12 protein-coding genes and 5 tRNA genes are annotated in these 13,328 nt (G+C 45.7%); all 17 read right to left on the reverse strand.

The window, feature by feature from the left end; all coding sequences use genetic code 11:
• Positions 1-47: 47 nt before the first annotated feature.
• Positions 48-3,851: a DNA-directed RNA polymerase subunit beta gene (gene rpoB, locus ACY652_RS03165; protein ID WP_462266512.1), complete on the reverse strand. Its 3,804-nt coding sequence runs from the start codon at positions 3,849-3,851 to the stop codon at positions 48-50.
• Positions 3,852-4,068: 217 nt separating this feature from the next.
• Positions 4,069-4,449: a 50S ribosomal protein L7/L12 gene (rplL, locus tag ACY652_RS03170; protein WP_462266513.1), complete on the reverse strand. Its 381-nt coding sequence runs from the start codon at positions 4,447-4,449 to the stop codon at positions 4,069-4,071.
• Positions 4,450-4,517: 68 nt separating this feature from the next.
• Entirely contained in the window at positions 4,518-5,039 is a 522-nt protein-coding gene (gene rplJ, locus ACY652_RS03175; RefSeq protein ID WP_462266514.1) for a 50S ribosomal protein L10, read from the reverse strand.
• Between the two features lie 2 nt (positions 5,040-5,041).
• The gene (rplA, locus tag ACY652_RS03180) at positions 5,042-5,740 is read right to left on the reverse strand and encodes a 50S ribosomal protein L1 (RefSeq protein WP_462266515.1); all 699 of its coding nucleotides are present in this window, start codon (positions 5,738-5,740) and stop codon (positions 5,042-5,044) included.
• A gap of 149 nt (positions 5,741-5,889) precedes the next feature.
• Positions 5,890-6,330, reverse strand: coding sequence for a 50S ribosomal protein L11 (rplK, locus tag ACY652_RS03185; RefSeq protein ID WP_462266516.1), 441 nt, complete (start codon positions 6,328-6,330; stop codon positions 5,890-5,892).
• Positions 6,331-6,466: 136 nt separating this feature from the next.
• Complete coding sequence (gene nusG / locus ACY652_RS03190; protein ID WP_462266517.1) at positions 6,467-7,009, reverse strand: transcription termination/antitermination protein NusG; 543 nt, start codon at positions 7,007-7,009, stop codon at positions 6,467-6,469.
• A gap of 23 nt (positions 7,010-7,032) precedes the next feature.
• Complete coding sequence (gene secE, locus ACY652_RS03195; RefSeq protein WP_462266518.1) at positions 7,033-7,227, reverse strand: preprotein translocase subunit SecE; 195 nt, start codon at positions 7,225-7,227, stop codon at positions 7,033-7,035.
• 19 nt (positions 7,228-7,246) lie between these two features.
• Positions 7,247-7,317 (reverse strand) — tRNA-Trp (locus ACY652_RS03200).
• A 135-nt stretch (positions 7,318-7,452) separates the two neighbouring features.
• Complete coding sequence (gene tuf / locus ACY652_RS03205) at positions 7,453-8,640, reverse strand: elongation factor Tu (RefSeq protein ID WP_462266519.1); 1,188 nt, start codon at positions 8,638-8,640, stop codon at positions 7,453-7,455.
• Positions 8,641-8,697: 57 nt separating this feature from the next.
• Positions 8,698-8,769, reverse strand: a tRNA-Thr gene (locus tag ACY652_RS03210).
• 97 nt (positions 8,770-8,866) lie between these two features.
• Positions 8,867-8,939 (reverse strand) — tRNA-Gly (locus ACY652_RS03215).
• A gap of 94 nt (positions 8,940-9,033) precedes the next feature.
• Positions 9,034-9,116 (reverse strand) — tRNA-Tyr (locus tag ACY652_RS03220).
• A 91-nt stretch (positions 9,117-9,207) separates the two neighbouring features.
• Positions 9,208-9,280: transfer RNA gene (locus tag ACY652_RS03225), tRNA-Thr, on the reverse strand.
• 172 nt (positions 9,281-9,452) lie between these two features.
• Positions 9,453-9,803: a ribosome hibernation-promoting factor, HPF/YfiA family gene (gene hpf, locus ACY652_RS03230; RefSeq protein WP_462266520.1), complete on the reverse strand. Its 351-nt coding sequence runs from the start codon at positions 9,801-9,803 to the stop codon at positions 9,453-9,455.
• 15 nt (positions 9,804-9,818) lie between these two features.
• Positions 9,819-10,706 (reverse strand): tyrosine-type recombinase/integrase, encoded by an 888-nt coding sequence (locus ACY652_RS03235; protein WP_462266521.1) that lies wholly within the window; start codon positions 10,704-10,706, stop codon positions 9,819-9,821.
• Positions 10,707-10,788: 82 nt separating this feature from the next.
• A complete protein-coding gene (rpsU, locus tag ACY652_RS03240; RefSeq protein ID WP_462266522.1) occupies positions 10,789-10,980 on the reverse strand; it encodes a 30S ribosomal protein S21 in 192 nt (63 codons plus the stop codon).
• A gap of 555 nt (positions 10,981-11,535) precedes the next feature.
• Complete coding sequence (gene ggt / locus ACY652_RS03245; RefSeq protein WP_462266525.1) at positions 11,536-13,248, reverse strand: gamma-glutamyltransferase; 1,713 nt, start codon at positions 13,246-13,248, stop codon at positions 11,536-11,538.
• Between the last annotated feature and the right edge of the window lie 80 nt (positions 13,249-13,328).

Genomic DNA, 13,328 nt, shown 5'->3' on the forward strand with positions numbered 1-13,328 from the left:
CAAAGGACCGGATGCCGGAGCATCCAGTCCCTCACTAATCAATTTTATTATTCCAATGTGATATCCAAGCCTAAGCCGCGTAACTCATGAACCAATACGTTGAATGATTCTGGTACGGATGGCGTTGGCAGGTTTTCACCCTTAACAATGGCCTCATAAGTTTTGGCACGGCCGATCACGTCGTCAGACTTCACGGTCAGGATTTCCTGCAGGATGTTGGCTGCACCGAATGCTTCCAGCGCCCAAACTTCCATCTCACCAAAACGCTGACCACCAAACTGGGCTTTACCACCCAGCGGCTGTTGCGTAATTAATGAGTACGGCCCGATAGAACGTGCGTGCATCTTATCATCAACCATGTGGCCCAGTTTCAGCATATAAATGATACCTACGGTGGTTGGCTGGTCAAAACGCTCGCCGGTTAAACCGTTGTACAGGTAAGTACGGCCGGTAGCCGGCAAACCTGCCTTTTCAATCCATTCTTCTACCTCACCATAAGTAGCGCCATCAAAAATAGGGGTTGCAAATTTCAGCCCTAATTCCTTACCGGCCCAGCCCAATACGGTTTCGTAGATCTGGCCCAGGTTCATACGCGAAGGTACGCCCAGCGGGTTCAGCACAATATCAACCGGCGTTCCGTCTTCCAGGAATGGCATGTCCTCATCGCGAACGATGCGGGCAACAATACCTTTATTACCGTGGCGGCCGGCCATTTTATCACCTACCTTCAGCTTACGCTTTTTAGCAATGTAAACCTTGGCCATTTGCACAATGCCCGATGGCAGCTCGTCTCCTACGCTGATCGCAAATTTATCGCGGCGGTAAGCGCCCAGTTCCTCGTTCAACTTAATGTTATAGTTGTGCAGGGTGGTTTTAATCTGGTCGTTCTTATCATCGTCAGTAGTCCACTTGGTCGGGTTGATGTTCTCGTAGTTGATCTCGGCTAAAATCTTCTGCGTAAACTTTACGCCTTTTGGCACCAGCAGCTCTTTGTATACATTAAATATGCCTTGTGAAGTTTTACCGTTCACAATTTCAAAAAGCTTATCAATCAACCGGGTTTTCAGTTCCTTGTTCGCTTTATCGTGGCGGGTATCCAGTTTTTCCAGCTGCGATTTCTCTTCGGCCTTTGAAGTCTTTTTGGCACGTGAGAATAGCTTGGTATCGATGACCACACCGCTGATAGACGGCGGCGTTTTTAATGAAGCATCCTTAACGTCGCCTGCCTTGTCGCCAAAGATGGCACGCAGCAGCTTTTCTTCCGGTGAAGGGTCAGACTCACCTTTAGGCGTAATCTTACCGATCAGGATATCGCCTTCTTTTACCTCGGCGCCTACGCGGATGATACCGTCTTCGTCCAGATCTTTGGTGGCTTCTTCAGATACGTTCGGAATATCCGGTGTCAGTTCTTCTTCACCGCGTTTGGTATCGCGAACTTCCAGTTCAAATTCCTCTACGTGTAATGAAGTGAAGATATCCTGAGATACCACACGTTCTGAAATCACAATCGCATCCTCAAAGTTATATCCCTGCCAAGGCATGAACGCTACCTTCAGGTTACGGCCCAGGGCCAGTTCACCGTTTTGCGTTGCATAACCTTCGCACAATACCTGGCCTTTTGAAACCCGCTGACCTTTGATCACGATAGGTTTCAGGTTCATGGTAGTGCTCTGGTTAGTTTTCTTAAACTTGGTCAGGCGGTACTTCCTGGTATCTTCATCGAAGGAGATCAAACGATCGTCTTCGTTACGGTCATAACGGATATGGATCTCGTTGGCATCCACGTACTCTACTATCCCATCGCCTTCGGCATTGATCAGGGTACGCGAGTCGCGGGCTACGCGGCCTTCCAAACCGGTACCTACAATCGGCGCTTCGGGGCGCAGCAATGGTACGGCCTGGCGTTGCATGTTGGAACCCATCAGCGCACGGTTGGCATCATCATGCTCCAAAAACGGAATCAATGAGGCGGCAATCGAGGTGATCTGGTTAGGCGCAACGTCCATATAGTCCAAACGCTCCGGCTCAATTACCGGGAAGTCACCTTCAAAACGTGCCTTTACACGGGCCGTATCAAACTGGCCCTTATCATTGTACATGGCGTTGGCCTGTGCAATGGTTTTGCCGTCCTCGTCTTCTGCCGACAGGTATATTACCGGCTCATCAACCGCTACCTTACCATCAACCACACGTTTGTACGGGGTTTCGATAAAGCCTAAGTTGTTGATCTTGGCGTGAACGCACAGGGATGAAATCAGACCGATATTCGGGCCTTCCGGCGTTTCGATGGTACACAAACGCCCGTAGTGGGTGTAATGCACGTCACGAACTTCGAAACCGGCACGCTCGCGCGACAGACCACCTGGCCCTAAGGCTGATAAACGACGCTTGTGCGTAATTTCGGCCAGTGGGTTGGTTTGGTCCATAAACTGCGATAGCTGGTTGGTACCAAAGAACGAGTTGATTACCGATGACAGTGTACGGGCGTTAATTAAATCGGTTGGGGTAAAAACCTCGTTGTCACGAATGTTCATCCGCTCGCGGATGGTACGCGCCATACGGGCTAAACCTACACCGAACTGGGCATACAGCTGCTCGCCTACCGTACGTACACGGCGGTTAGACAAGTGGTCAATATCATCCACCTCAGCTTTGGAATTGATCAGCTTGATCAGGTATTTAACAATGGCGATAATATCGGCCTTGGTTAAAACCTTGGTTTCGTCTGAAGTATCCATCTTCAGCTTACGGTTGATGCGGTAACGGCCCACATCGCCCAAATCATATCTTTTATCAGAGAAGAACAAACGGTCAATGATACCGCGGGCGGTTTCTTCATCAGGCGGTTCAGCGTTACGCAGCTGGCGGTAAATGTGCTCTACCGCTTCCTTCTCTGAGTTTGAAGTATCTTTTTGTAAGGTATTGTATATAATGGTATAATCGCCGCTGGTAGAGGCATCTTCCTTGTTCAGGATGATGGTTTTCACACCGGCATCAATAATCATATCAATATGGTCGTCTTCCAGTACGGTTTCGCGCTCCAGGATGATCTCATTACGGTCGATGGATACCACTTCGCCGGTATCTTCGTCCACAAAGTCTTCCACCCATTTTTTAAGCACCCTTGCGGCAAGCTTGCGGCCGATAAATTTCTTCAGGCCTGATTTGCTTACCTTTACTTCGTCGGCTAACTCGAAAAGCTCCAGAATGTCTTTATCCGAATCATAACCGATAGCACGCAGCAGGGTAGTAACCGGAAATTTCTTTTTACGGTCAATATAAGCATACATTACGTTATTAACGTCTGTAGCAAACTCAATCCACGAACCCTTGAACGGGATTACACGGGCGGAGTACAGTTTACTGCCGTTGGTGTGGCGGCTCTGGCCGAAGAACACACCGGGTGAACGGTGCAGCTGCGATACAATCACACGCTCGGCGCCATTGATCACGAAAGTACCCTTGGGCGTCATGTACGGAATGGTACCCAGGTACACATCCTGCACAATGGTTTCAAAGTCTTCGTGCTCTTCATCATTACAGGATAGGCGAAGCTTTGCTTTTAATGGCACACTGTAAGTTAACCCACGCTCGATACACTCCTGTATATCATAACGCGGCGGGTCAATAAAATAATCCAGAAACTCCAGCACAAAGATGTTCCGGGAGTCGGAAATCGGAAAGTTTTCTGCAAACACTTTAAACAAGCCCTCTTTATGACGGTTGTCTGATGTAGTTTCCAATTGAAAAAATTCCTGGAAAGATTGTAACTGTACATCCAGAAAGTCAGGGTAGTCGATGACGTGCCTGCTGGTTGCAAAGTTTACTCTTTGATCAATTTTGTTTGCCAAGGGAATATAGTTTTATATGTAATGAAACTTGTGGCGGGATATGAGATATCAGACATAAGATGCGTGCAAAGCCTTGATTGTTTGGCGTTTATAAAAACGCTTACCCTCAAATCTCATATCAGAATACACACACCTGAAAATTCAAACCCTATAAACGACAACAGACCCCGACCATTTACAGGTCGGAGTCTTATGTATGGGGCGCTATTGAGATAAATTATTTAACCTCAACAACAGCTCCTGCTTCTTCTAATTGTTTCTTCAAAGATTCAGCTTCTTCTTTAGTTACACCGGTTTTCAGTTCTTTTGGTGCACCGTCAACTAAATCCTTAGCTTCTTTCAGGCCTAAACCTGTTAAGTCTTTTACCAATTTAACTACCTGCAATTTTGCGCCGCCTGCTTCTTTCAGGATAACGTCAAATGCGGTTTGTACTGCCTCAGCAGCAGGGGCATCGCCACCAGCAGCAGGAGCAGCAACCGCTACAGCTGCAGCAGCAGGCTCAATACCATACTCATCTTTCAGAATCTGAGCTAATTCGTTAACTTCTTTTACTGTTAAGTTTACCAACTGTTCAGCAAACGATTTTAAATCTGCCATTGTATTTTAAATTTTACTTTACTTACGTGATGTTTTTAATTGTCCGGTCTGTTTTAAAGGCGCCGGAATCAGCCTTCTCTTTCTTGTAATGTTTTTACCAAACCTGCAATGGTGGTTCCGCCTGATTGTAAGGCAGAAAGTACATTTTTAGCAGGTGATTGCAGCAAGCCGATGATCTCGCCAACCAGTTCTTCTTTCGATTTCAGGGTTAACAAGGCATCCAGCTGGCTATCGCCAACAAATGCTGATGCGTATACGTATGCAGCTTTCAGTACCGGCTTATCGCCTTTCCTTCTCAGCTCCTTAATCAGCTGTGCCGGGGCCTTTGCTGATTTAGAGAAAAGAATGGTAGAGGTACCTTTAAGCGAATCGTACAGGGAAGTGAAATCACCATCGGCCGCTTCAAGCGCTTTTTCAATCAGGCTGTTTTTTGCAACCTTCATGGTAATATCGCTTTCAAAACATTTACGGCGAATGCTGTTCACTTTATCAACGCTCAGGTCGGCAGTATCAGTAATATAGAAATTACCATACTCGTTGATCTGCTCGGTAAGAGCATTAACCAGTTCGTATTTATCTTCTTTATTCATGATTAAATTCCCGCTACTGATTTGGTTTCGATCTCGATGCCCGGAGACATGGTTGATGAAACGTGAATGCTTTTGAAATAAGTACCCTTGGCTGCTGATGGTTTAAGCTTTGAAAGCGTTTGCAACACTTCTAAAGCGTTTTCATAAATCTGCTCAGGGGGGAAGGATACCTTACCTATTGAGGCATGGATGATACCGGTCTTGTCAACCTTAAAATCAATCTTACCGGCTTTTACTTCTTTTACAGCCTTACCTACTTCAGGTGTTACTGTACCAGATTTTGGATTCGGCATCAGGTTACGGGGGCCTAAAATACGGCCCAACCTGCCCACCTTGGCCATTACGCTTGGCATAGTGATAATAATGTCAACATCAGTCCATCCGCCTTCTATTTTCGCAATATAGTCGTCCAAACCTACATAATCTGCACCTGCGTCTGTTGCTTCCTGCGCTTTGTCAGGCGTACAAAGTACCAGTACACGTACAGTTTTGCCGGTTCCATGAGGCAGGGTGGCAATACCACGCACCATTTGATTGGCTTTGCGCGGGTCAACCCCCAAACGAACATCAATATCTACAGAAGCGTCAAACTTAGTGGTGGTAATTTCCTTCACTAATGATGATGCATCCTGCAGCGTGTATGATTTGTTCGCCTCAATTTTGGAGAGTACTGCTTTTTGATTTTTTGTTAATCGAGCCACTGTCTTAAACTGATTTGAGTGTGTTAATTTCGGATTTAAAATGTTCAATTTCGGATTTTATCCTCTTTCTGATATTTTTCATCCGGTTCATTTCGATTTCATCAGTCCAACTTTCAATTCGAAATTGAAAATCCGACATTCGAAGTCTACTAATTCCAGGGGGCGGTACCAGAAACGGTAATTCCCATGCTGCGGGCAGTACCGGCTACCATTTTCATAGCCGACTCTACTGTAAATGCATTTAAGTCAGGCATTTTATCCTTAGCAATGGCTTCTACCTGATCCCAGTTTACACTGGCTACCTTTTTACGGTTAGGCTCGGCCGAACCACCCTTTAAACCCGAAGCATCCAGTAACTGGATAGCCACAGGAGGCGTTTTAATGATAAAATCGAATGACTTGTCTGTATACACAGTAATAACTACCGGCAGCACTTTACCAGGCTTATCCTGGGTACGTGCATTGAACTGCTTGCAAAACTCCATAATGTTCACACCCTTTGCACCCAATGCAGGGCCAATTGGTGGAGATGGATTTGCAGCGCCGCCCTTTACTTGTAGTTTTACTAACGCACCAACTTCTTTTGCCATTGTTAATTAATTAATTGTAGTTAATGTTAGTAAGTGGAAGCTATTGTAACATTTTTTAAGTACCGAATTAAAAAAATTCAGCCCGCAAATATCGTTATTAAGTTTGATAGTTGCGGGCTGAATTTTATTTTTATTTTTACTCTTTTTCTACCTGCATGTAGTTGAGTTCGAGCGGCGTTCGCCTGCCAAAGATCTTTACCATTACCTTCAGCTTTTTCTTTTCCTCGTTTACCTCTTCAATTACACCGCTAAAGCCATTAAAGGGGCCATCCATCACCTTAACGTTTTCACCAACCACATAAGGCACATTCATTACCTCGCCCTGGCCGGCCATTTCATCAACCTTGCCCAGTATGCGGTTTACTTCGGCCTGGCGCAGCGGGATGGCATTACCTGCCTTATCACCCAAAAAGCCGATTACACTGTTGATGTTTTTAATTACGTGCTCCAGCTCGCCATCAAGGGCCGCTTCCACTAACACATAACCCGGAAAATAATTACGCTCTTTGGCAATCTTTTTGCCATCGCGCATCTGGTAGTATTTTTCTGTAGGTATAAGTACCTGCGGTACTAAATTAGAAATGCCCAAACGATTAATTTCGGCATCAATGTATTGCTTAACTTTCTTTTCTTTACCGCTTACGGCTCTTACCACATACCATTTTAACTGTTCAGCCATTGTTTGTTTTTTGTCGCGTTAAATTAGGTAAGTGAATTGTAGAACAACCTTAGCACATAGCCAATAATCTGATCCATACCAAAAATAACCAGGGCGATAATGATAGCGGCTACCAGTACCAGTACAGCGCTGCTTTGCAGTTCGCGCCAGGTAGGCCACGTTACCTTCTCGGTCATCTCAATATAGGATTCCTTTACGTATTGAACTACTGAAGCCATTGTTAAACTAATTAGAGAGCACGGGAACAAGGATTCGAACCCTGATCAAAGGTTTTGGAGACCTCTATTCTACCGTTGAACTATTCCCGTATACCCCAAACCCCTGAAGGAGCTTAAGATGTTTTGTTTTAAAACGAAGCACCCGGCGTAAAGCTGAGCGCTTCGTTTTGTATTATTAACCTAACCTTTTTCCTCCCCCATCCGGGGGCCGGGGGGCTGGCTAACTTATTTTAAAATTTCAGTTACCTGACCTGCGCCTACAGTACGGCCGCCTTCGCGGATAGCGAAACGTAAGCCTTTTTCCATAGCAATGGCGTTGATTAAGGATACAGAAATTGTAACGTTATCACCCGGCATTACCATTTCTACACCTTCGGCCAGTGAAATCTCACCAGTTACATCAGTGGTACGGAAATAGAACTGAGGACGGTATTTGTTGAAGAAAGGCGTATGACGGCCACCTTCAGCTTTTGACAGTACATATACTTCGGCCTTAAAATCGGTGTGAGGGGTTACTGAACCTGGTTTGCAAATAACCATACCACGGCGGATATCAGTTTTTTCAATACCACGTAACAATAAGCCTACGTTATCACCGGCTTCACCACGGTCCAGAATCTTGCGGAACATTTCTACACCTGTAACGGTAGATTTCAGGTTCTCGGCACCCATACCCAGTATATCAACCTGCTCACCAGAGTTAATAACACCACGCTCGATACGGCCTGTTGCTACAGTACCACGGCCAGTGATAGAAAATACGTCTTCTACCGGCATCAGGAATGGAAGATCAGTTAAACGCGGAGGGATAGGAATGTAATTATCTACATTGTTCATCAGCTCCATAATCTTATCAACCCACTGAGGCTCGCCATTCAGGCCGCCTAAGGCTGAACCCTGAGTTACAGGAATATCATCACCAGGGAAATCATAGAACGATAATAATTCGCGGATCTCCATTTCAACTAATTCCAGCAGTTCCGGATCGTCAACCATGTCAATCTTATTCATGAAAACTACCAGTGAAGGTACACCTACCTGGCGGGCTAACAGAATGTGCTCGCGTGTTTGCGGCATCGGACCATCAGTAGCTGCAACAACTATAATTGCGCCATCCATCTGAGCAGCACCGGTAACCATGTTCTTCACATAATCCGCGTGACCAGGGCAGTCAACGTGAGCGTAGTGACGGTTAGCGGTTGAATACTCAACGTGTGCCGTATTAATAGTGATACCACGTTCTTTTTCTTCAGGAGCAGAGTCAATTGAATCGAAAGAACGTGCTTCTGAGAAACCTTTGTCAGCCAAAACCTTGGTGATAGCTGCGGTCAGGGTTGTTTTACCGTGGTCAACGTGACCAATAGTACCGATGTTTAAGTGCGGCTTACTGCGGTCAAACTTTTCTTTTGCCATGATTTATTTAATATTTGTAGGTTAATATACTCTTTTAAATTATCGTTTACAACGATGAGCCAACGAAGGGATTTGAACCCTTGGCCTCTTCCTTACCAAGGAAGTGCTCTACCCCTGAGCTACGTCGGCTGGTTTTGTTCGTTCATTGGTTCACTCGTTCATTAGCCGCTGTTAAATGATTCCCAATGAACAACTGAACCAATCAACTAATGAACCTCTATTCTTGAGCGGAAGACGAGGTTCGAACTCGCGACCTATAGCTTGGAAGGCTATCGCTCTACCAACTGAGCTACTTCCGCATTTACAACAATGAGTGAATGCGGAATGAAAGAATTAGTGAATAAACTTAAATCACTCATTCACTCATTCAACAATTCACTCATTGCTGCGTTGTGGGGAGAGGAGGATTCGAACCTCCGAAGTCGTAAGACAGCAGATTTACAGTCTGATCCATTTGGCCGCTCTGGAATCTCCCCGGTTATAATTAATGATTGAACTATTGATTTTTAAATGAGTGAATAATTCATTCATTCTATCATTCACCAACTCAGTCATTATCTATACAAGAGCCTCCTATCGGGATCGAACCAATGACCTACTGATTACAAGTCAGTTGCTCTACCAGCTGAGCTAAGGAGGCTAATTTTATCTTTTAAAGAACCAACCCTTAACGAAGGTTTGCTTTGTACAACGCCTCTCCGAAATGGTTTGCAAATGTACATAAAAATCAACCCACGCAAAATATTTTTAAAAAAAAATGGACAGGGCCTCTGCCCTGTCCATTTCAGCGATTTTATGGGTTATTGGTATAATTAATACTCGTCTTCGTCAAGCAGGGCCACGTCTACTTTTTTGGCCGCCTCAATATCGGCGCTCTGCTTTTGCTTGTATTTGGATATTTGCTTTCTCAGTCCTTCCAGGGCCATATCAATACATTCTTCAAATGTTTTGCACTGGTGCTTGGCAAACAGCTGCGTACCAGGCAGGTTTATTTTTATCTCTGCTTTCTTGTTGGCTTCGTCTTCTACGTTTTCCACTTTAAGGTATACTTCGCCGCTGATGATCTTATCATAATACAGATCCAGCTTGTTAGCCTTTTTCTGAATAAAATCTAATAACTTTTGGTCTGCATCAAAATGGATGGATTGAACTGTTACTTTCATAAATGCTCCTTGTTTTTAAGCCTTTGGATGGGCTTGTTTATAAATAGATTTTAATCGCTCAACAGAGTTATGGGTGTAAATTTGAGTAGCGCTCAGGCTGGCATGGCCCAGCAGATCTTTTATAGCGTTCAGGTCGGCGCCTTTATTAAGCAATGCCGTGGCAAAAGTGTGCCGCAGCACATGCGGACTGCGCTTGCTTTGTGTTGATATATTGGATAAGTAATTACGCACCATCAAATAAATAAACTTCGGATATGCATCCGCACCCTTATTTGTAACGAGCAGCTTTAACGAATTGTTATCAAAAATTTCATTTCTTTTTAACACAAGGTACTGCCGCAGGGTAGCAATCAGCTCCTTATTGAGCGGGATGATGCGCTGTTTGTTACGCTTACCCAGCACTTTAATGGTTTGCTCGTAGGGGTTATAATCATCCTCCTGCAGGCCCAGCAGCTCGGCCAGGCGTATGCCGGTGCCAAACAGCAGCTCCATCACCAGTTTATCGCGCTGCCCGGCAAAGCCTTCGGCAAAAACGTGCGTACCATCCAGCAGCTTTACCAGTGGTTCAATTTCTACCACCACGGGCAGTTGCTTGCTTATTTTTGGGGCCTGCACCTTGGCAGCCGGGTTATGAGCGATTACCTGCTCCTGCACCAGAAATTTAAAATACTTACGCAGGGTGGCCAGTTTGCGCGCTACCGACCGGGCCGTTAGCTGCTCCATCAGGGTTACTATCCAGCCCCGGATGTCATGATGGGTAATATCTCCCGGCAGCAACTCCTGCGGGTGCCCGGTTTCAAGATATTGATAAAATTGGCGGAGATCGGACTCATAAGCCGAAACGGTATGAGCGGATGCGCGTTTTTCGTATTGCAGATATTGAAGAAAACGCGCTAAAAACATAAAAACTATTTATAAAGCCAACCCTAAGGATGAAGTTACAAATAGTTTTAATGTATAAAACAGAAAATAAAAAACTTTCAAATTACAGAACGTCCAGGTTCATGTTCTGCTTGTAAATGGCGTGCTTCACCACATTGCGGCGGGCCACTGATTTCTTTTCAAACGCCTGGCGGCTGCGCAGTTCTCTTAATACACCTGTTTTTTCAAACTTCTTTTTAAAGCGTTTTAACGCTTTATCTAATGATTCGCCTTCTTTTACGTTAATGATAATCATACCTTATTTACATACCTCCTTTCAGGGATGCCAAAAGTACAGAATTTTTTTTGATTTAAGACAATGTAAAGCACCTAATATTTATATCAGGTGCAACAATACAAGCATATCATATAAATTTGCGTACCGCTATTTTTTTAGTCAGGGCGTTTCCCTGCGGGCCGGGCTTTCCGCTCATACGCCTGCAGGCCTTACGCGCAAGGCCGGTATCCGCTGCAATCCCTAACGCAGGGTTAAAGGCATAAATAGCAACTCGCTTTTTTGTAAAACTGATGCCGGTGTTTCAAATGCTCCGTAGTTTCACCTGCCCCTAAATTGCTGTTCTGCCAATACCTGCCATCAGCTGCTGACACTGATTTGTCAGCGTTCACGGGTGTTCACGCGCGTTCACACCACCGTGAACGTGAACACCTGCAGCAGGCCCGCTCCGGTTGCCGGCCTGCGGCTGCATACCGGGCATCCTTATTCTCTGTTGTACTTTATTGCTGATTTTGTCCGTTTATGGCCGTTTATCGTCTTTTATCGCCGGCTAAACACCCTACACCAGCTTAAAAGCTACCACCCTGCCGTGGTATCATCGCCGCGCGGGTCTGCCCCGCCCTGGTAGCCGGCCCTGGTTTTCAGGATGGCATCAACACGGCCAATGCCGCCACTATCTAATATTTTATAGCCTTTTTTTGTTAGTATTGCCTTTACTTCGGGCGTTAAGGCATTATTCTCGGCTGTGATATTATCGGGCAGCCATTGGTGGTGAAAGCGTTTAGCCGCTACGGCCTGCTGCATATCCATATCAAATTCAATCACATTCAGTATGGTTTGAAAAACGGAGGTAATAATGGTAGAACCACCCGGCGTGCCCACTACCATAAACAGCTTACCGTTCTTCTCTAAAATAGTAGGGGTCATGGAAGATAACATGCGTTTGCCGGGCTGTATACTGTTGGCCTTGCCGCCCACCAGGCCATACATATTAGGCGTGCCGGGTTTGGAACTGAAATCATCCATCTCATTATTTAACAAAAACCCTGCACCGTTCACCACTATTTTTGAGCCGAACGAACCGTTAAGTGTAGTGGTGATGGATACCGCATTACCTTCTTTATCCACAATGGAATAATGGGTAGTTTGGTCGCTCTCGTATCCTGCAAAACTGCCGGGCTGTATGGTTGAACTCGGGGTAGCCTGCGCCCAGGCGAAACTGGCCATCCGTCCTGTAATATATTCCGGCTTAAGCAAACTGTCAACCGGCACCTTGTAAAAGTCGGGGTCGCCTAAATATTTAGAGCGGTCGGCATATACCCGGCGCTCGGCTTCGGTAATCAACTGCACAGTAGAATCGCGATTATAGCCATAGCGATGCAGCGGGTATTTTTCTACCGCGTGCAGCAACTGCACCAAAGCTATACCACCGCTGGAAGGGGGCGGCATGGTAATTACTTTATAACCTTTATATTTACCGGTAATCGCCTTACGCCATTTTGAATGGTAATTCTTTAAATCAGCCAAAGTCATTAATCCGTTACCGGTTTTCATTTCAGCTACCAATTGCGCTGCCACACGGCCTTCATAAAAACCAGCCCGGCCTTTAGCGCTGATCAGTTGCAGGGTATTCGCCAAATCGGTTTGCACCAGCACATCGCCCGTTTGCCAAGGCGCATTTTTAACAAAATAAGCTTTACCGGGATTCAGCCGCTTAAAATCTGCCTGGTTACGGTTCAGGTCGGCGGCCAGGTGCGCAGTTATCTTAAATCCGTTACGGGCCAATGAAATGGCTGGCTGCAAGAGTACCGCCCAGGGCAGCCTGCCATATTTACGATGAGCTTCTACCATGCCATCTACCGATCCGGGCACCCCGGATGCCTGGTGCGTGTAAAGGCTCATGTTAGGTATTATATTTCCGGCAGCATCAAGGTACATATTAGTGCTGGCCGCAGCAGGTGCCTTCTCGCGGTAATCCAGTGTATTCGTTTGCCCTTTAGCCGAGCGGTAAACCATAAAACCACCGCCGCCAATATTACCGGCTTCAGGTAAGGTAACAGCCAGCGCAAATTGCACAGCAACAGCCGCATCAACCGCATTACCGCCTTTTTTTAAGATGAATAACCCTGCTTGTGCAGCATCAGGGTAAGCACATACAACCATACCGTTACTATAAACCGGCGGTGTACCCGTTTGCGCCTTAGCTGCCGCAATTATCAATAAAGGCAGGCTGCCCAAAATTATTTTTATAACCCTGTATGAAAATTCAGACCCTGCAAACCTATTCATAATGCCAAGTTAACAGTTGCCTTTTACAATTGGCGATATTAAGCTGCGCAATACTCGCTTTTTTACAAAAAAATATATTC

Origin of the sequence: Mucilaginibacter sp. (assembly GCF_965200995.1) — a bacterium.
In the GTDB taxonomy this organism is placed as follows: Bacteria; Bacteroidota; Bacteroidia; order Sphingobacteriales; family Sphingobacteriaceae; genus Mucilaginibacter.